Origin of the sequence: Acinetobacter sp. S40 (genome assembly GCF_016624705.1) — a bacterium.
Taxonomy (GTDB): domain Bacteria; phylum Pseudomonadota; class Gammaproteobacteria; order Pseudomonadales; family Moraxellaceae; genus Acinetobacter.
The window spans coordinates 508,639-527,430 of the sequence record NZ_JACVTU010000002.1 but is presented as its reverse complement, the minus strand read 5'-3'; the positions used below and the strand labels follow the sequence as shown (position 1 = coordinate 527,430).

Sequence of the window (18,792 nt, the reverse complement as noted above, 5' to 3'; positions counted from 1 at the left end):
TTTATTGTTAGTTCAGCCACTTTAACAGTTCTTTTAAAACAAGGATTCCAAATAAATATTTTTCCTGTAGCTCATCTAGAAAAGAATCGGGGTCTGTCCTGTTAGTTACCGTTTATCTGATGTTAATCGTTCAGAAAGGTGGCTGCTTATCATATTTACTATTACTACATTAATTCCTTGGATCATTTGCTTAGCGATAGAAATACGATCAGAGTAAAATCAATGAGATGAATATATGATGTGAAGCTAAACAGGTAGGAGTGCGTATAATCTAAACTACCTGATTAAGCTGAGGTTTTCTATAGCTGAGTTATCTGGCTTGTATTTTTCAGGCTAAAAAAGTTTCTTGAAGATAACTCCATAACATTTTCCCTTCTATCTCTTCGATGAGGGCACAAGAGCGTCGAATCAGAATACCCGTGGCTTTAGTATGCTTTTCAGTATAAGTCAGAACAATGGCATCTGGCTTTTGCATCAAAATTTGTTCATCGTAGATTTCAATCTGAATGTCCGGCATCTTGCCCTGATTATTTGCGAACAGACCCTTAACCTCTTGCAGGGAAATACGTTTTCCAGCTGCGCCGACCATTTCAAAATGTTCGGCAAAATAATCAATGAGCAGGCCAAGGTCTTGCTCACTATGTTTACCGCTGAAAATTTTTTTAATCAAGACATGCATGCTATGAATGCTTTCGATTGCTTGTTCTTTTATGAGAGCCATATTTTATTTCCATTAAGAAATTGATCATTTACCTTTATTTTAAAACAAAAATAAATGTAAAATTCAATATCATTTTAAATAAATTTATCTCAAGCGTTCCTCAACTAAAATGATAAAAGTTATAATTACTTGTTAAATATAACTTTTATTAATAAATTAAGTTTTTATAATTTTTTTTGCTTACTTGCTTAAATACTGAATAGCTAAAAATATCAAAAAAGTATAATTTTATACCTATTATATTATGGAAAATTCCATGTAAAAGTAATAATTATAACGGAGGATTATTTCTCTTATTGAAAAGACCAGAAAAGAAGCAGTGTTCTGGGCATAACGTCTTTCAGTAAGAAGACAAATTAGAATAATGGCATGGACAAGGAAGAAAGATGGATACGCACGCAACTGAGCCAAAACGGGCTCAATCCAATGTATACGCCTGGTATGTGGTTTTGCTCTGCATGTTAGCCTATATATTTTCATTTATTGATCGGCAGATACTGGCATTAATGATTGAACCGATCAAAGCTGATCTTGGTCTTTCCGATACGCAGTTCAGTTTATTGCATGGTTTGGCATTCTCACTATTTTATGCCTTTATGGGATTACCACTGGCTTATTTAGCGGATCGTTTTTCACGTCCAAAAATTATTGCCATTGGGGTGGTGTTTTGGAGCATTGCTACGGCATTTTGTGGTTTAAGTAAAAATTTTATTCAGCTATTTTTGAGTCGTATGGGCGTTGGTGTCGGTGAAGCGGCATTATCGCCCGCAGCTTATTCGATGTTTAGTGATATGTTTAGTAAGGACAAGTTGGGTCGTGCTGTCGCGGTTTATTCGATAGGTTCCTTTGTCGGCGGCGGTATTGCCTTTTTGGTCGGCGGTTACGTCATTGGTTTACTGAAAAATATGGATGCTATTCAGGTTCCAATTTTTGGGGCATTAAGAGCGTGGCAAGCTGCATTTATTTTGGTGGGTTTACCTGGGGTATTTATTGGTTTGCTGGTTTTACTCACTGTGAGAGAACCACAACGTAAAGGTCAGCGTTTAAATGCAGAGGGGCAAGTTGAAAAGACCAGCATGAAGGATGCATTTAAGTTTATTAAAAAGCATGGTCGTACTTTTAAATGCCATTATTTAGGATTTACTTTTTATGCAATGGCGTTGTATTGCCTGATCAGTTGGTCGCCCGCGTTCTATATGCGCAAGTTTGGTTTAACACCAACCGAAGCAGGCTATATGCTAGGTAGTGTGTTATTGGTGGCTAATATTCTGGGCGTGTTTTGTGCAGGCTGGCTCAATGACTGGTTTATTCAAAAAGGCAGTAAAGATGCCCCGATGATTACGGGTGTGATTGGGATTGCTGGTTTAATCATTCCGATAATGATTTTTACGCAAGTGAATGAATTGTGGTTATCAGTGGTGTTTTTGGTGCCTGCGATGTTCTTTGCTTCCTTCCCTATGCCAATTTCAACCACAGCCATGCAAATGCTGGCACCGAATCAGTTACGTGCACAAATCTCAGCAGTGTTTCTACTGATCAGTAATCTGGTTGCGGTTGGGATTGGAACCACATTAGTGGCATTGATTACCGATAAAATCTTTGAAAATCCACTCATGGTCGGTATGTCACTGTCGATTGTTGGAACCATTTCCTGTGTACTGGCTTTTATCCTATTGAAAAAAGGCTGTCAGGCATTTAGCGACAGTATGCAGCAGGAGCATGCTTCTTGATTTAATGCTGTAATGATTTGGCATAAAGTCCATTTTGTTGTAATGGGCTTTGTGCTGTACTGCTGAAATTCATAACAAAGGAGTGAAATGATGCAAGCCTCTTTGAAACTGGATCATTTGCATTATCTAGATGAATTTTTATTATTCAAATCTAATGATTATCAAACTATTAAAGAGCGAATTAGTCATTACCTATGTCCCCATCGTTTTGAGGTTGAGGTACAAGAGCCGCTTAACACGCGGTTGAATGGTTTTAGCTTTGGTAATGGTGCCTTGTATGATCTGAAATATAGCGCACCTGTGGTGATTGATATCCAGGAAACCTTCAGCTTCTATTTATTTAGGATCACTCTGGAAGGGGAATGCAAGGTTGGATTCGAGCATCAACATGTGTTGCAATCTGTAGGGATTATGTCGGTCACGCATCCAAATACCCGACAACAGATTGTGACTAATCAGGATTGCCGTAATATTATTTTGAAATTGTCCAAACAGGAAGTCGAAACCCAACTGTTTAAAATGCTTGGTCATACCAGTCGGGTGCCTGTCTGGTTCGATAGCGGCTTGTCTTGTACTGCGGAAGGGATCAGCTCAATTGTAGAAACGCTGAATTATCTATGCCATGCCTATTATAATATTCGGAACTGGAACTTTATCTCAGCCAGTTTCACCCAATATCTGATTGAGCTGATTTTACTTAAAATCCCGAATAATTATAGTGAGCAGTTGAATGCACAACGCCAGCAACTTGTGCCAGGCTATATCAAAAAAGCGCAACAGTATATTCAGGACAATCTGCATCAGGCGATTTCATTAGCAACGCTGGGCCAATATTGTGAGGTATCGATCCGCAGCTTACAAAAGGGGTTTAGCCAATATCTACAGCAGACACCCGTGAAATATATCCGTGAGCAACGTCTGGAGCGAGTACATTCAGCCCTTCAGCAGGCAGCGGATCATCACACTGTGACCGATATTTTACTGGATCATGGGATTCAAAGTTTTGGGCATTTCTCTACGTTGTATAAAAAGCGCTTTGGCTATTTACCATCACAGACCTTAAAAATGAATCCTGTACAACTGGGTGAAACGCAGTCGTAAATGGAATAATCACTGCGCATTTGGATAAGCCAGTTCACGGTGACCGTTCTATGCTGAATAACACATCAATCAGCAGGAACGCACATGAAAATTACAATACTCGGTGGTGGACACGGATGTTATGCAGCCGCAGCAGAAATGGCAGAAAAAGGCCATGATGTGAAATTATGGCGCCGTGACCGTGACGCATTGCAACAGTTGGCGGCAGCAGGCGTACTCAAGATTAAAGACTATCAGGGAAATCGTGCTGTCAAGGTCGGTTTTGAGCAAAGTCAGATTAATCTGACCGATGATTTATACCATGCCATTCAGCATGCCGAGCTGATTATTATTCCTTTACCTGCAACGACACATCTGGATTTGGCTCAGCAGGCCGCACCTTTCTTTCAAGCGGGTCAAGTGGTGTATTTACCGCCTGCAACTTTCGGTAGCTTTATTTTTGCCAAAGCCATGCGGGAGGCAGGTAATACTGCCCAAGTGGCTTTTGCCGAAACAGGCACACTCCCGTATTTGGTACGTAAGCACGGAGTTAATCAGATTGTCGTGAGTGGCTATGCGACCCGATTACCAACAGGGGTATTCCCAAGCGCCTTGTCCGAACATGCATTCCAAGTGTTAAAACAGGCGTATCCAAGTGTTGAGCCAGTTGAAGACAGTTTGAGTGGTGCATTAATGAATGCGGGGCCGATTATTCATCCACCGTTAATTTTGATGAATGCGGGGCCACTGGAACATTTTGAGGCCTGGGATATTCATAACGAAGGTACACAACCGTCGATTCGCCGTGTCACCAATCAGCTTGATGCCGAACGTATACAAGTTCGGGAAGCATTGGGTTATTCTGCGCCGCATTTCCCTTTGGCCGATCACTACAATAAGGATGGAGAGGGGGAAGAATGGATGTATGGTCGTGGGGCGCATGGCAAATTAACCGATAGTGGTGACTGGCGTGAGGACATCGACTTACAGGTACATCGTTACATGCTGGAAGATACCCAGCTGGGCCTCTCCTTCCTGGTTTCGATCGGGCGTTGGGTAGGGGTTGCTACACCTGTGGCAGAAGGACTACTAAATATTGCTTCTGCCCTCACAGGGAAAGATTTATATCAAGAAGGTCGGACTTTTGAGAATCTGGGGCTGGCAGATAAAAGCAAAGCTGAACTACATGTGACTTTGCAGCAAGGAGTCTAAGATGAACCTAATTAAACAGGTTGCTGTACTGGGTGCTGGGCGAATGGGTAAAGCCATTGCGATTGCCTTTGCCTATGCGGGGTTAAAAGTGGCTTTAATCGATGCCCGACCACGTGCGGAGACTGAGTTTGATCAATACCAGACTCAGATCCAAACCGACTTAAATCAGGAATTGCAGTTGCTGGAAAGTATCCAGTTTATTCATTCTGAACAAACGAAAATTATGCTGCATCGGATTGAGATTTTAAGTCGTGCTGTTTCAATCTCTGCCTTAGCAAACTGTGATCTGGTTCTAGAGGGTGTACCCGAAGTTAGGCAAGCCAAAGAGGATATTTTTACTTGGCTGGATCAATATATTACTCCCACCTGTATTGTCGCATCGACCACTTCAACCTTTTTGGTCACGGATATTGCACAAATGATTTCTCATCCAGAGCGGGTAATCAATGCGCACTGGCTAAATCCTGCCTATCTAATTCCGCTGGTTGAGTTAAGTCGTTCTGAGCAAACCTCAGATGAAGTAGTAAATACCCTGAAAAGCTTTTTGCAAGCGATTGGTAAAGTACCTGTGGTTTGTAATGCTAGAGCAGGCTATATTGTGCCACGAATTCAGGCGTTGGCAATGAATGAAGCGGCACGGATGGTAGAAGAAGGGGTGGCTTCGGTAGAAGATATTGATATCGCAATTCGGACAGGATTTGGCCTGCGTTTTTCTGTATTGGGCTTACTGGAATTTATTGATTGGGGTGGCGGTGATATTTTGTATTATGCTTCGCAATATTTACACCAGGAACTCGGTGAACGTTATCGTACGCCTAAGATTATTGCCGAGAATATGCTACTCCAACGTAATGGCTTGAGGGAAAAGCAGGGGTTTTATAACTATCAGCAGGTTGATATTGCGGCTTATAAACAGCAAGTTCTACATACCTTTTCAGATCGGATTGCCAAAAATCAGCTCAAACCAACGTTTAATATTTTCAATCAGCAATAGATTTGATTGAAACGCGAGCCCATCTCTGAATAGACATGGGCTTTTTGCTGTTTTTAGCTGGATGGCATCAAATCAAACAGTTTTTTCAATTGACCATTCAGCTGATGCAGTTCAGCATCATCAAAAGCATTCAGAATCCCAGATAAGGTCACCTGACTAATCTGATTAATTTGTTCGACCAGCTCTTTGCCTTTATCGGTTAGCTTGACCATTGAGATGCGTTCATCTGCTTCTGATGAAAAAACTTGCACAATATCATCTTCAACCAGACGATAAATAGCTTTGGTTGCCGTTGTCAGTTTCAGTGTAGAGAGATTGGCAATCTCGGTAATGCTCGCTTGTTGCAGGGCATTAGTACTTAAAATAATTTTACGACGTGTATTATCGATTCCTAATTTTTTTATTGATTTTTCAATAAGCTGTGTGTATTTACCATTCACCTGAGAGATCCAGAAAAAAGGATAGCTTTGTAAGCTGCTCGGTTCATTGTTAGGTAGAAATTGTTCTAAATGAGTAAGCATAGCCAAGGAATAACTTTTATAAAAAAGGATACTCAGCATTATACAAAAATTAGAAACATTTTCTTGGTCTTGATGATGAAAAATACTTGACAATTACATTACTTTTTCCGATATTTATATTAAGTATAAAAATACATGGAAAAGTGAATGAATATTATTGTACAAGAAGTACAAAAAGGTACAGGTGCTTTGAAAGTTATGGTGAAAGATTCCATTGACATTCAAGGCATTAAAACCATGGTGGGAAGCAAAGCCCTGATGCACGGCCAAGCTGCAACTGCCAATGCCGATGTGGTTGATCGTATTTTAGCGGGAGATTGTCAAATTATCGCGAAAACCAATTTGCACGAACTCGCTTTTGGGATCACTGGCATTAATCAGGTTTTTGGTACGGCAATTAATCCCAAATATCCTGAACTGATTCCTGGCGGTTCATCCAGCGGTTCTGCGGCAGCGGTTGCAGCGGGTCTTGCGGATTTCACATTAGGCACGGATACAGGTGGTTCGATTCGTATGCCTGCGGCATGTTGCGGGGTATATGGTTTAAAGCCAACCTTTGGGCGAATCAGCCGTCAAGGCGTCCATCCAGCAGGCAGTTCACTGGATTGTGTTGGCCCGTTTGCAAATTCAGTCGAAATGATTGAAAGCGCAATGCAAATCATTGATCCAACGTTCCATATGCATATTGAATTAGCACAGGCACCAAAACTGGCTTGGCTCAATATCGCTGCTGATTCAGTCATTATTGATACGATCCAGAGTTATCTGGCTCAAGCTAGCCTGACAGCGTCGCCTGTGGCTGTTGAAGGCTTTGACGTTGCTTTTGAGGCAGGCATGCAGATCATTAATTATGAAAATTGGCAGGCCTATGGCGAGTTGACCCAAACAGGCTTGTTGGGTGCTGACGTCAATGGGCGTTTGCTGAAAGCAGCCCAAACCACATTGGCCCAAGTTAAACAGGCAGAACAGGTCAAAGCACACTTTGCAGCTGAGATTGATGCTTTGCTGGCTCAATACGATGCTTTGATTTTACCCACTTTACCGCAGCTTCCCCCTAAAGTTATAGATGCTGAAAATACTGTGGCTTTTTTGAATCTTACAGGTTTGGTTCGGCCTTTTAATCTTTCTGGACATCCTGCGATTTCAGTACCACTGGAAACTGAACAAGGTCTGCCAGTGGGCTTGCAAATTGTGGCGAAATGGAATGCGGATGAATATTTATGTGCCATTGCGAAATATATCGTGAAAGCTGCGCAATAAATGACAAGGAATTAGGGAATGAATCATTTAGCGACAAAGGAGTTTGTAATGGGTACCAATACAACACAATTAAAAGCCTTATGTCAGGAAATTCGTGAACGTGCCTGCACAGGGGAGTTTGATAACCAAGCGTACGTTAGTCAGGACATCATCGACAAACTAAAACAGATTGGCGTTTACCGTGCTTTAGTCCCAAAACGTTTTGGTGGAAATGAATGGTCACCCAAACAGTTTTGTGAATTGATCGAGCAGTTGTCTAAGGCCGATGGCTCAGTCGGCTGGGTTGCAAGTTTTGGCATGAGTCCTGCCTATTTGGGCAGTTTGCCAGAGGCAACGCTTGAGCAGTTGTATAAAGATAGCCCTGATATTGTGTTTGCAGGTGGCATTTTCCCGCCACAACCCGCTGAAATTACCGATGCAGGCGTTGTGGTGAATGGTCGCTGGAAATTTTCCAGTGGTTGCATGGGGGCGGATATTGTCGGGGTTGGTATTTCTCCACAAAAGGATAATGAAGCCCAAGGTTTACCTCGTATGGCAGTGATGCCAGCGAATAAAGCACAAATCGCTATGACTTGGGATACTGTTGGCCTGAAAGGCACAGGTAGCCACGATCTAGTAGTAAAAGATGTGCTTGTGGCTAAGGAGTGGACTTTTGTGCGTGGTGAACCATCAAAACTGCCTGAGCCATTTTTTAAATATCCATCTTTGTCTTTAGCCACTCAGGTTTTAACCGTAGTGGGGATTGGTGTGGCAGCCGCAGCGATCGAAGAATTTCAAAAACTGGCTCCTGGCAAGTCTTCAATTACTGGCGGGGCTGAAATTGCCAGTCGTCCAGTGACTCAATATGAATTTGCCCAAGCTGAAGCTGAGTTTAAGGCTGCACGCGTCTGGTTCTACGACACCATGCAAATCGTCTGGAATGAAGTACTAGCAGGACGTACACCAGCCGTAGAACAGATCAGTGATATGCGTTTGTCCTGCACGCATGTGGCACGTGTTTGTGCCCGTGTAACCCGCAAAATCCAGATGTTGGCAGGGATGACCGCGATTTATACCCATAACCCATTTAGTCGCTTTGTGAATGATACCAATGTGGTAACTCAGCATGCCTTTATGGGGGATGCCACTTTACAGAACGCAAGTTTGGTCAGCTTTGGTATGAAGCCAGCACCGGGCTATTTATAAGCCTAATTTGATTAAAGATCGTGGTAGCAAGGATGAATGACATGAATGAGCCAATGGATATAACGGAACTGTTACAACGCTTGCAACAGCTTGAAGCTCAAAACGCGATTCGTAACTGCATCAATCGTTATATGGAGATTTGTGATGCCTTGAATGCCGATACCGACCTGAATGAATTGATGGATTTGTTTGATCAGGACAGCATTTGGGAAGGAATCGGCGAGAAATATGCTCAGTCTTTTGGTCGTTATGCATCCTGGCAAGCCATTTATGACATGTTCAAAAGCTATACCCAAAAACAGTCGCATTTTGTCATGAATGCGCATTTTGTTAACTCAGAACAAATTTATATCGAAGCCGATCAGGCCAATGCCAGTTGGTTGATGTTGCAAACCTCAACCTTCCGTGATGGTCGTAGCCATTTAAATGCCGCCAAACTCACGGTGCAATTTAAACAGCAAAGCGATGGTCGCTGGAAGATCAAACATTTTCAGACTGAAAACATTTTTAGTCGCCCTGTATCTCACTGGGATAGTACAGCCACATTGCTAGTACCGTCTCAGTAATAAACTAATGGATAGATCGAAAAGGATAGTTGATATGAACAGTATTATTCCAATGCATAACATTGAAATGGATTACAACGAGTTAGTTCAGAGTGATCGTGCCCACACATCTTTATATAAAGATGAACGCATCTTTGAAGATGAGATGGAAAAAATTTATTACAGCACGTGGGTCTGGGTGGCGCATGCCAGTGAAATTCCTGATGCAGGCAGTTATAAAACAATCAATATTGGGAAACAACCAGTTGTCGTAGTCCGTGATCGTAAGAAAAAAGTCCATGTTTTGTTGAATAGGTGTCGTCATCGTGCCGCAACCGTGTGCGAACATAAAAAAGGTAAAACCAACAGTTTTGTTTGTCCATATCATGGCTGGAGTTATGCACTGGATGGTTCATTACGCGGCGTGCCTTCACCTGAAAGCTATGGCGAATGTCTGGATAAAACCGAATTTCCATTAATCAGCCTGCGTGTTGAAGAATACAACGGCATGATTTTCGCGACCTTTAAACAGGATATTGAACCTTTAGAAGATTTCCTCGGCGCTGCGAAAAAGTGGATCGACTTATTCATGAAACAAGGCGCAGGTTATCCGATCAAAGTGTTAGGTGAACACCGTTTCCGTTTTCCGGGTAACTGGAAAATCCAGCTGGAAAATACTACCGATGCTTACCACTTCCCATTGGTACACAAGTCATTCTTAAGTTCAGTCGATGAAAAAACCGAAGAACTGTTTAACTTTGAAAATCAGCCGGGCTATGTCGAAGACTTAGGCAATGGTCACAGTGTGATGGTGATGATACCTGAACTGGTTGATCTGGATGAAGAACTAATGGAGCGTCCGATTCAGGAACGTTTTGAAGACTTGGCTCAAGCTTTACGTGACGAAGGTCATGAAGAGCTGGAAGTCCGCCGTATTGTCCGTGCAGTGGGAGGTTCTGGATTTAACTTGAACTTGTTCCCGAATATTGCCTGCTCAATGGCGTTCTTCCGTGTCATGCAACCGATTTCGGTGAATGAAACTGAAATTCACCATTCCGTCATTACCATGGATGGCGGTCCACAAATTGCCAACCAGTATCGTTTACGTCTGCATGAACATTTTCAGGGTCCATTTGGTTTTGGTACGCCTGATGATTCGGAAGCATGGGAGCGTGTACAACATGGTGCCAATGCCGGTAATGATTTATGGATCATGTTGAATCGCGGTCTGCCAGGTGAAGTCAAAACTGAAGATGGCTTAAAAAGCGATGTGAGTGCTGAAACAGGGATGCGTGCTGCTTATCAGCAGTGGAAAAAGTTGATGACGGCTTAAGGAGAGTGCCATGAAAACCGATTTAAATTTACTCAATGAAGTGACTGCATTTGTCTGGGCAGAAGCGGATATGCTTGATCATTCTGAGCATGATAGCTGGCTGGATCTCTGGAATGAAAAAGGCGTGTACATCATCCCGATCGATCCAAAACTGACGGATTATGAAAATAATCTGAACTATGCGTATGACGATCATCACATGCGTAAATTACGCGTTGCGCGTCTGGAAAATGGCGAGGCGATTTCAGCTTCGCCAAAAGCAAATACGGTACGTAGTGTGTCACGCGTTCGTATTCTCAAAGATGAAGAGGGTGAAATTATCTTACGTTGCGCACAAAACTTGCGTGAGTTCCGCAAAGAAAATCTTAAACATTATACCGCTGACGTGACTTTCTATTTGGTTCGTGATGCAGAACAAGGGTTTAAGATCAACCGCAAAATTATCAATTTAGTTAACTCGACCGATACCTTGGCGGGTATCAGTTACATTCTCTAGGAGCAAAAAATGAAACAGGTTGTTTTAGTCACAGGTGCCGCTTCTGGTTTAGGGAATGTCATTGCCGAATATTTTGCAGCGCAAGGGCATCAGGTGATCCTGTCTGCCAGTACTTTAGAGAAAGCAGAGCAAGCCAAAGCGCGTAGTCCACATGCAGAGAATCTATTTCCACTGAAACTGGATATTTCCGTTGAGGCCGATTTCCATGCAACTGTGCAGTGGATTCAGCAGACATTCTCAAAACTGGATGTGTTAATCAACAATGCCACCATGACCAAAGCAACGCCTGTTTTAGAGATCAGTGCCGCGGATTTTGACATGATCACGCAAGTGAATCAGCGTGGTACGTTCCAGTCTTGCCAGATCATTGGCAAATATATGGCAGCACAAGGTTATGGTCGTATCGTCAATATGGCATCTCTAGCCGGACAAAATGGCGGTACTGCAACGGGTGCGCATTATGCAGCGACTAAAGGCGCCATTATTACCCTGACCAAAATCTTTGCCAAAGAGTTTGCAGCCCAAGGTGTTACCGTAAATGCGATTGCGCCTGGGCCAATGGAATCACCGATTGTACACAGCGTCGTGTCTGACGAAAAAATGGCGCAATTTATTCAAAATATTCCCGTCAAGGCATTAGGCAGCATGGAATTTATTGCCGAGACCTGCGCTCTATTGGCAAGCCCAAGTGCTGCCTTCGTGACAGGGGCAACATGGGATATTAACGGTGGATTATTTATGCGTTAAGCCTCAGGCGAGATGCATATCAGGGAGAGAAATCATGACGATACTATATAACGTGGTGGTAAAAAACCGTCATGTCGAGGGTGGGAATGTTGCAGTCATGGAATTTGAATCTGCAAATTCGACCGTATTACCCAGAATTGAAGCGGGCGCGCATATTGATGTGCACCTCCCGAATGGCATAGTGCGTCAGTACTCATTATGCCAAAATCCGAATGATGTCGGTAAGTTCCGACTCGGGATTTTACGCGATCCAGAATCACGTGGCGGTTCAGTGTCGGCGTTTGATGATTTAAAGGATGGCATGCAGATTCAGGTCAGTGAACCGAAAAACCTGTTTCCTTTAGTGAAATCTAAACATGCCGTGTTGGTGGGTGGTGGTATTGGGATTACCCCACTGATTACGATGGCTTATCAGTTGGCACAGGAAGGAACATCTTTTGAACTGCATTACTGCGGCGCAAGCCCAGAACGCTGTGCTTTTGTCGATGAAATTAAGCACGGCATCTTGGCGCCTTTCACGACCTTTCATTTTAAATCGGAAGGGGCGAATCATCGTGAGTTTTTTCAGTCGGCTATTCAAGACATTGATCAAGACAGTCATATCTATACCTGTGGCCCAAATGGATTTATGGATTGGGTGATCAATTTAGCCTTCACACAGAATTTTCCTGAACAGCAGATTCATAAGGAATATTTTCAGGTTGACATTGAAACAGGTGGCGATGCGTTTGAAGTCGTGGCACAGCAAAGTGGCAAGATCATTATGGTCAATGCAGAAGAAACCATTTTGCAGGCATTGGCTCGTGAAGGCATTGAGATTGAAATGTCATGTGAACAAGGTGTTTGCGGTACCTGTATGTGCGATGTGGTTGAGGGCGAACCTGATCATCGTGACGTTTATTTTACCGATGAGGAAAAAGCCAGTAATGAACAGATTTTAGTGTGCTGTTCACGTTCCAAGTCAGCACGATTGGTACTGGATATTTAATCAGGATAAATCGGTATCCAATATCGACCAGCAATAGGATAAAAGATTCAGGAGAGAATAATGAATTCACTAAAATCAATGGATGAAATCACAATAGATCCAATGCGATTCAGACGGGCTTTGGGAAATTTTACTACAGGTGTCACTATCATGACTGCGCAAAATGAACAAGGGGAAAAGGTGGGGGTGACTGCCAATAGTTTTAATTCAGTGTCTTTAGATCCACCACTGATTTTATGGAGCATTGATAAAAAGTCATCTAGTTTCCCTGTATTTGAACAAGCTTCACATTTTGCAGTCAATATTTTATCAGGTTCGCAGATTGAGTTATCCAATAAGTTTTCACGCCGCAATATTGATAAATATGAAGACACCCGTTATCAGACAGGAGTGGGGCAAGCACCGATTTTGGATCACTGTTCTGCGGTATTTGAATGTGAACGTCATGACATTATTGAAGGTGGGGATCACTGGATTATTATTGGTAAGGTAGTGAATTTTCGTGATGAAGGACGTAGTCCATTGGTATATCACCAAGGTGCTTATTCGGGTGTGATCCCCCATCCTTTACTTCAGTTAAAAGATACGGTGGAAGTTGAAGAGGATTTAGGACAATTACACCAAGGGCATTTATATAGCAATGTGTGTTATCTGATGAGTCGAGCTTTTAAATTTTATCAGACTGATTATATTCCTAAGCAATTAGTGACAGGGTTTCGTACTAGTGAAGCACGTTTATTGCTAGTTCTAGGCAGTGGCACCGCATCCAATAAAGCAGACTTACCGCGGGATATTGCCATGCCGATGCGGGAAGTAGAGCAGGCAGCTTCAATTTTGCAAAAGGATGGCCTCCTGATTGAAAGTAATGGATTTTTTAAACTCACTGAAAAAGGCAAGAAAACCGCACATTATCTATTTGATATTGCTGATAGCCATCAAAATGAAGTGTTTGCAAAATATTCAACAAATGAAAAAGAAATTTTTATTAAAATTTTAAAGGATATCGCGGGCATCATGTAAACATAGCAAGTGACAAATCAAGTACGTGATTTGTTAATCAATGGGGGCTGTTAGGATTTTGACCATACTAGGCGGAACATAATAGTTCCTCATGATTTCATCTATTTAAGGTGAAATACACGGAGGTAAATGATTCTATGAAAAATGAAATCAGTACATGGACACAGCATATTCAAGGTGTGTGTGGTGAATTTGAAACTCGATTTGATGGACAAAGTTCATTGTTTATAGGCGAGGTAAAAGCATTTTTACTGGGTCAAACTGAAATTGCGTTTATTAAAAGTAATGCGAATTTTATTGAGAGAAAACCTGAAATTTTGGATCGAGTTAAAGATCGTTTTTGTTTCCTGATTTTGCAATATACGGGAAAAATGCTACTTAACTATCGCAATGAAACACTATTCTTGAGTGAAGGTGATGTGGTCTTACTCGACTCAGAGGAACATATTATGATGTATCCGCAAGGTCTATTTAGTCATATTTCAGTTCATCTTTCCCGAGAAAAGTTACTTAAAGAAAATATTAGTTCTGAATATTTTGGTAAGCTTATTACCCAAAATATGAGTGGTTTTTTACTCAAAAATATTTTGAAAAATATGTCTGCTGAAAATATTCAACTTTGGTATGCAAATGAAGATGGTAATGCTTTTGAAGATGCACTAATTGCTTTAATTAAACCGACCATTAATTATAAAAATCTTAATCAGCTCAATCATCTTATGGAAAAGGCTGAGCGCTATATCATTGAAAATTTGTCAAAACCTGAACTTTCCCCTAAGCTGATTGCTGAACACATAGGAGTCTCATTACGTCATCTTTATCGGTTATTTCTTCAAGAAAACTTATCCATTAACAAATACATACAGCACAAACGTTTGGAAAGAATTAAAACAGACCTGCTGGATAAAAAAAATAAACAAAGTTCGATTACCCAACTTGCCTTGAAATGGGGATTTTGGGATGGCGCTCATTTTTCAAAAATCTTTAAAAAAACCTATGGCTTATCTCCGAAAGAATTTCGAGAGACGATGCTGGCATAAACATTTTCGATGTCATTTTTAGACAAGTTCGAGGTCATTCCTGAACAAGCTAGTCCCATGCAACTGTGTTGAAATTAAACCAATAAGGAAAGCTAAGAGCGCTTCAATCAAGTTGAAATATGACGTTGATTTTAGTCGCTGCACACAGAGCAAAGAGCATTTTATCGATCTGATACAGATCGCTCAGGGATAGATGAAAAGGATTAACATGATGCGTAAACAAAGATTATTCAAAGAGATACAAAAAATACTGGCGTTTAACTTAGCCATCGCTGCAAGCTTGTGCGCTGTTCATAACACTGCTTATGCACATGGTGAGGCTGCCGAATTGGTACCGTTGTATCAAAATATGAGTGAGCAGGGTGCTAAAGTTGTCAAAGATGATTTTACCAATACCTATACGATTACCAAAGGTTCTATTGTGGTCAGAGCTAAGCCTAATTCAGATCAGGTTTTAGTCAATGGAAAACCTTTAAAGCTTAGTGTACCTGTCTTAATTAAAGAAGGTAAGCCATTTATTTACAAAGATTTTTTTAATGAGGTCTTCCAGTCTGGTTTAGATCAGACCTTTAAAATTGAAAATACGTTTCATCCACTGAATAGTTTAAATAGCGATGAAATAAAAAAGACATTTGACGTGATTAATCATTCACCATATGCCTATAACAACATGCGTTTTGCCGAGTTAAAACTCAAAGAGCCTGAAAAGGCAAAAGTGTGGGATTTCTTTATCAACCATAAAGATTATAAAGAAGATCGTGTGGCCTCTTTTATTTTATTAAAAGGCAATCAGGCGATTGAAGGTGAAGTGAATCTGAATACCCAACAAGTCACGAAATGGAATGTCCTTAAAGATACACACGGCATGGTGCTGATAGATAACTTTGAGACCGTACAGCGTGTGATTGAGACAAGTCAAGACTATCAGGATGCGTTACGCAAACGTGGCATTACTGACGTTAAAAAGGTCATTACCAATCCATTAACTGTTGGCTATTTTGGGGGTAAAGATGGTTTAGACAAGCAACTGAATGTTTTAAAAGTTGTATCCTATCTCGATACGGGCGATGGTAACTATTGGGCCCATCCAATTGAAAATCTCGTTGCAGTGGTGGATTTAGATAAAGAAAAAATTATTAAAATTGAAGAAGGCGCCATGATTCCTGTACCAATGGCAGACCGACCATACGTCACAAAGAATACCCAGCCATCGAAAATCAAACCGCTCAATATCAGTGAACCTGAAGGCAAGAACTTTACCATTACGGGACAAACCGTGCATTGGGGTAACTGGTGTTTCCATGTTGCACTGGACTCTCGTGTTGGGTTACAGCTTTCAACAGTGACGTACAAAGACAAAGGCGTAAAACGCAAAGTCATGTATGAAGGTAATCTGGGCGGTATGGTGGTTCCGTATGGTGATCCAGATATGGGATGGTACTTTAAATCTTATCTGGACTCAGGTGAGTACGGGATGGGAACCCTTACTTCTTCTATTCAACCGGGAACTGATGCGCCAGAAAATGCAGTGTTGCTGGATGCGGTCATTGCAGACTATAAAGGCCAGCCGCAAGTGATTCCAAATGCAATCGCCATTTTTGAACGTTATGCAGGGCCCGAGTATAAGCATCAGGAAATTTTTGGGGATCAGGATGCCAGTGAAGCCCGTCGTGAATTAGTGATACGCTGGATAAGTACTGTTGGCAACTATGACTACATGTTTGACTGGGTCTTTGCCCAAAATGGTGTAATTGGCATCAATGCGGGCGCAACGGGCATTGAAGCAGTTAAAGGCGTTAAAACTCGTACTATGCATGACAGTACTGCAAAAGAAGACACCAAGTATGGCACTTTGATTGACCATAATATTGTGGGTACAACGCATCAACACATCTATAACTTCCGCTTAGATATGGATGTAGATGGTGAGAACAACAGCTTTATGCATATGGATCCTGTGGTGAAGGCCAATGATCGAGGTGGTGTGCGTACAAGCACGATGCAAATTGACAGTAAAGTGATTAGCAATGAGCAAAATGCGGCTGAGAAATTTGATCCTTCTACCATTCGGTTACTGACGAATTTCAACAAGGAAAATAAATTAGGCAATCCAGTTTCTTATCAATTGATTCCATTTGCTGGTGGAACACATCCTGTCGCCAAAGGCGCAAATTTTGCCAAAGATGAATGGCTATTTAAACGCCTTAACTTTATGGATAAACAAATCTGGGTGACGCAATATAAGCCTGAGGAACGTTATCCGGAAGGGAAATATTCAAACCGTTCCACTCATGACACTGGTTTAGGTCAATTCATTAGCAACAATGACAATATTGAAAATAAAGATCTTGTAGTGTGGATGACAACAGGCACAACCCATGTGGCACGTGCTGAAGAGTGGCCAATTATGCCGACCGAGTGGGTTTATACCTTAATCAAACCGTGGAACTTCTTTGACAGTACCCCGACGTTAAACTTGGGTGAAGAAGAACAAAACACGCAGCACGACCATCACTAAAAAAAATGCAGATGAGTCAGAAAGGGTAACTTAAGGTTACCCCAAGCTGAGCGTCCAGCAGTCTGCTTACAAAAAGGAATTTTGTATGAAAACGCTACTTTCTCAAGTGATGAAAGGGACTCTCTTTGTCTCAATTTTTTCAACTGTACACGCAGGTGAGGTTGAAATTAAACCAACATTTGAAGCAACTTTCGGGGCTTTTAGTAGTGATAAAAGCTATAACGGCGAAAACTTGGATGATGAAAGAATTAATTGGCAAGAAGGCCATCTTAAATATGGTGCCAAAGGACAATATACATTTAATAACAACCAACTCTATGCAAGTTTAAGCGGAATTAGCTCAGCTACATTTGGAGATGGGGACGCTGGTCAACATAGTAATGGAAAAGAACGTAAAACAGATGTGAATGAGTGGGTTATTGGTTTTAAAGACGGTATCAATAAAGATGAGTTGACGACTTATGATTTAAGTATTGGTCGACAAAACATCATGATTGGTGACGGATTTTTCATTGCGGGTGATGCATTAAACCTCGGTAAACCGCCTGCGTATGGCGCATTGGATCGGGGCGGGGCCTATTATCTGGCAGCACGTCGAAGTTTTGATTTTACTAGCTTGGTTCAGTACAAACCGCAAGAAAATACAACGCTAAAACTGGCTTACTTAAAATCGGACAATAAAGCACAATTTTCACCAGAACTTTTTGTGACTGATCTCATGTATCAGCTCAAAGATAAGGGCGTTGGGTTTACTTATTTAGATGTATTAGACCTTAAAGATACTGAACAGGTTTCAGGGCGCGAAGATCTTAAAAACTACGCTTTACGTTTGAATTATCAGCCTTTACCAGAACTACAAGTTAAAACTGAGTTTGTTGTGCAAGATAAAAAAGATGGTCAAGAAAATGCTGGCTACTTAGCACTGAGCTATAACTTTTTATCTTCAAAATATACACCCTCATTAGGCTATCGTTTTAGCCATTTTTCGGACCAATACGACCCGATGTTTTATGGAAATACGGTCGGGTTCGGTACATGGTTTCAGGGTGAAGTTGCTGGAAATTATGCAGGGCCTTTCAATAAAAATGCTGATATTCATCAAGTCTCTTACATAATGAACTTGAAGGAAAATTTTATGTTAGGCGTCTTGGCTTATAAATTTAAAACGATAAATAAGTCATTAACCAATATGGATGGGCAGGAGCTAGATCTATTTTCGGTTTGGTCGGTCAACAACAATCTCACTGTTGTACCTCTGATCGGACTTTATAAGCCAAAGCATGATATCCAGAATGGCGGTACTCAGAACTATGATGACAAAACCAATGCGTATGCGCAGTTAATTCTGCAATACAGCTATTAAATCGGATAGCGATAAACAGTGTTTTATCAAATGTGTAGT

17 protein-coding genes are annotated in these 18,792 nt (G+C 41.5%); 15 read left to right on the top strand and 2 right to left on the bottom strand.

The features are described 5' to 3' along the window. Window positions 1-328 precede the first annotated feature (328 nt). Complete coding sequence (locus tag IAE19_RS05035) at window positions 329-721, bottom strand: DUF4440 domain-containing protein (RefSeq protein ID WP_200459828.1); 393 nt, start codon at window positions 719-721, stop codon at window positions 329-331. A 386-nt stretch (window positions 722-1,107) separates the two neighbouring features. Between IAE19_RS05035 and IAE19_RS05030 the strand changes: the two genes are divergently transcribed. From IAE19_RS05030 to IAE19_RS05015, 4 genes are all read left to right on the top strand, one after another. After that, complete coding sequence (locus IAE19_RS05030) at window positions 1,108-2,451, top strand: spinster family MFS transporter (protein WP_200459827.1); 1,344 nt, start codon at window positions 1,108-1,110, stop codon at window positions 2,449-2,451. Window positions 2,452-2,541: 90 nt separating this feature from the next. After that, on the top strand, window positions 2,542-3,552 hold the full coding sequence (locus IAE19_RS05025; RefSeq protein ID WP_200459863.1) for a helix-turn-helix domain-containing protein: 1,011 nt from the start codon (window positions 2,542-2,544) through the stop codon (window positions 3,550-3,552). 84 nt (window positions 3,553-3,636) lie between these two features. Further along, a complete protein-coding gene (locus tag IAE19_RS05020; RefSeq protein WP_200459826.1) occupies window positions 3,637-4,743 on the top strand; it encodes an NAD/NADP-dependent octopine/nopaline dehydrogenase family protein in 1,107 nt (368 codons plus the stop codon). A 1-nt stretch (window position 4,744) separates the two neighbouring features. Then, window positions 4,745-5,737, top strand: coding sequence for a 3-hydroxybutyryl-CoA dehydrogenase (locus tag IAE19_RS05015; RefSeq protein ID WP_200459825.1), 993 nt, complete (start codon window positions 4,745-4,747; stop codon window positions 5,735-5,737). 53 nt (window positions 5,738-5,790) lie between these two features. Here IAE19_RS05015 and IAE19_RS05010 read toward each other — a convergent pair whose 3' ends face one another. Next, entirely contained in the window at window positions 5,791-6,258 is a 468-nt protein-coding gene (locus IAE19_RS05010) for a MarR family winged helix-turn-helix transcriptional regulator (protein WP_004771095.1), read from the bottom strand. A gap of 147 nt (window positions 6,259-6,405) precedes the next feature. Between IAE19_RS05010 and IAE19_RS05005 the strand changes: the two genes are divergently transcribed. The 11 genes from IAE19_RS05005 (at window position 6,406) to IAE19_RS04955 (ending at window position 18,753) form a co-directional block, all read left to right on the top strand. Beyond that, the gene (locus tag IAE19_RS05005; protein ID WP_200459824.1) at window positions 6,406-7,518 is read left to right on the top strand and encodes an amidase; all 1,113 of its coding nucleotides are present in this window, start codon (window positions 6,406-6,408) and stop codon (window positions 7,516-7,518) included. Window positions 7,519-7,536: 18 nt separating this feature from the next. Next, on the top strand, window positions 7,537-8,703 hold the full coding sequence (locus IAE19_RS05000; RefSeq protein ID WP_413784483.1) for an acyl-CoA dehydrogenase family protein: 1,167 nt from the start codon (window positions 7,537-7,539) through the stop codon (window positions 8,701-8,703). A 41-nt stretch (window positions 8,704-8,744) separates the two neighbouring features. Continuing rightward, window positions 8,745-9,269, top strand: coding sequence for a nuclear transport factor 2 family protein (locus tag IAE19_RS04995; protein WP_200459822.1), 525 nt, complete (start codon window positions 8,745-8,747; stop codon window positions 9,267-9,269). A gap of 34 nt (window positions 9,270-9,303) precedes the next feature. Next, the gene (locus IAE19_RS04990; protein WP_200459821.1) at window positions 9,304-10,581 is read left to right on the top strand and encodes an aromatic ring-hydroxylating oxygenase subunit alpha; all 1,278 of its coding nucleotides are present in this window, start codon (window positions 9,304-9,306) and stop codon (window positions 10,579-10,581) included. Between the two features lie 10 nt (window positions 10,582-10,591). Beyond that, the gene (locus IAE19_RS04985) at window positions 10,592-11,077 is read left to right on the top strand and encodes an aromatic-ring-hydroxylating dioxygenase subunit beta (protein ID WP_200459820.1); all 486 of its coding nucleotides are present in this window, start codon (window positions 10,592-10,594) and stop codon (window positions 11,075-11,077) included. A gap of 9 nt (window positions 11,078-11,086) precedes the next feature. Beyond that, entirely contained in the window at window positions 11,087-11,824 is a 738-nt protein-coding gene (locus tag IAE19_RS04980; RefSeq protein ID WP_200459819.1) for an SDR family NAD(P)-dependent oxidoreductase, read from the top strand. Between the two features lie 34 nt (window positions 11,825-11,858). After that, window positions 11,859-12,812, top strand: coding sequence for a PDR/VanB family oxidoreductase (locus IAE19_RS04975; RefSeq protein WP_200459818.1), 954 nt, complete (start codon window positions 11,859-11,861; stop codon window positions 12,810-12,812). Window positions 12,813-12,872: 60 nt separating this feature from the next. Continuing rightward, window positions 12,873-13,832 carry a p-hydroxyphenylacetate 3-hydroxylase reductase component gene (locus tag IAE19_RS04970; protein ID WP_200459817.1) on the top strand — a complete coding sequence of 320 codons (960 nt, stop codon included), beginning with the start codon at window positions 12,873-12,875 and terminating at the stop codon, window positions 13,830-13,832. Between the two features lie 137 nt (window positions 13,833-13,969). Further along, on the top strand, window positions 13,970-14,872 hold the full coding sequence (feaR, locus tag IAE19_RS04965; RefSeq protein WP_200459816.1) for a transcriptional regulator FeaR: 903 nt from the start codon (window positions 13,970-13,972) through the stop codon (window positions 14,870-14,872). A 202-nt stretch (window positions 14,873-15,074) separates the two neighbouring features. After that, window positions 15,075-17,390: a primary-amine oxidase gene (gene tynA, locus IAE19_RS04960; protein ID WP_200459862.1), complete on the top strand. Its 2,316-nt coding sequence runs from the start codon at window positions 15,075-15,077 to the stop codon at window positions 17,388-17,390. A gap of 85 nt (window positions 17,391-17,475) precedes the next feature. Continuing rightward, window positions 17,476-18,753, top strand: a complete 1,278-nt coding sequence (locus IAE19_RS04955) for a hypothetical protein (protein WP_200459815.1) — start codon at window positions 17,476-17,478, stop codon at window positions 18,751-18,753. Window positions 18,754-18,792 lie beyond the last annotated feature (39 nt).

Bases quoted from the DNA above. Each gene is read 5' to 3' on its own strand.
- IAE19_RS05035 (WP_200459828.1), bottom strand. From the start codon at position 721: ATGGCTCTCATAAAAGAACAAGCAATCGAAAGCATTCATAGCATGCAT.
- IAE19_RS05030 (WP_200459827.1), top strand. From the start codon at position 1,108: ATGGATACGCACGCAACTGAGCCAAAACGGGCTCAATCCAATGTATAC.
- IAE19_RS05025 (WP_200459863.1), top strand. From the start codon at position 2,542: ATGCAAGCCTCTTTGAAACTGGATCATTTGCATTATCTAGATGAATTT.
- IAE19_RS05020 (WP_200459826.1), top strand. From the start codon at position 3,637: ATGAAAATTACAATACTCGGTGGTGGACACGGATGTTATGCAGCCGCA.
- IAE19_RS05015 (WP_200459825.1), top strand. From the start codon at position 4,745: ATGAACCTAATTAAACAGGTTGCTGTACTGGGTGCTGGGCGAATGGGT.
- IAE19_RS05010 (WP_004771095.1), bottom strand. From the start codon at position 6,258: ATGCTTACTCATTTAGAACAATTTCTACCTAACAATGAACCGAGCAGC.
- IAE19_RS05005 (WP_200459824.1), top strand. From the start codon at position 6,406: ATGAATATTATTGTACAAGAAGTACAAAAAGGTACAGGTGCTTTGAAA.
- IAE19_RS05000 (WP_413784483.1), top strand. From the start codon at position 7,537: ATGAATCATTTAGCGACAAAGGAGTTTGTAATGGGTACCAATACAACA.
- IAE19_RS04995 (WP_200459822.1), top strand. From the start codon at position 8,745: ATGAATGAGCCAATGGATATAACGGAACTGTTACAACGCTTGCAACAG.
- IAE19_RS04990 (WP_200459821.1), top strand. From the start codon at position 9,304: ATGAACAGTATTATTCCAATGCATAACATTGAAATGGATTACAACGAG.
- IAE19_RS04985 (WP_200459820.1), top strand. From the start codon at position 10,592: ATGAAAACCGATTTAAATTTACTCAATGAAGTGACTGCATTTGTCTGG.
- IAE19_RS04980 (WP_200459819.1), top strand. From the start codon at position 11,087: ATGAAACAGGTTGTTTTAGTCACAGGTGCCGCTTCTGGTTTAGGGAAT.
- IAE19_RS04975 (WP_200459818.1), top strand. From the start codon at position 11,859: ATGACGATACTATATAACGTGGTGGTAAAAAACCGTCATGTCGAGGGT.
- IAE19_RS04970 (WP_200459817.1), top strand. From the start codon at position 12,873: ATGAATTCACTAAAATCAATGGATGAAATCACAATAGATCCAATGCGA.
- feaR (WP_200459816.1), top strand. From the start codon at position 13,970: ATGAAAAATGAAATCAGTACATGGACACAGCATATTCAAGGTGTGTGT.
- IAE19_RS04955 (WP_200459815.1), top strand. From the start codon at position 17,476: ATGAAAACGCTACTTTCTCAAGTGATGAAAGGGACTCTCTTTGTCTCA.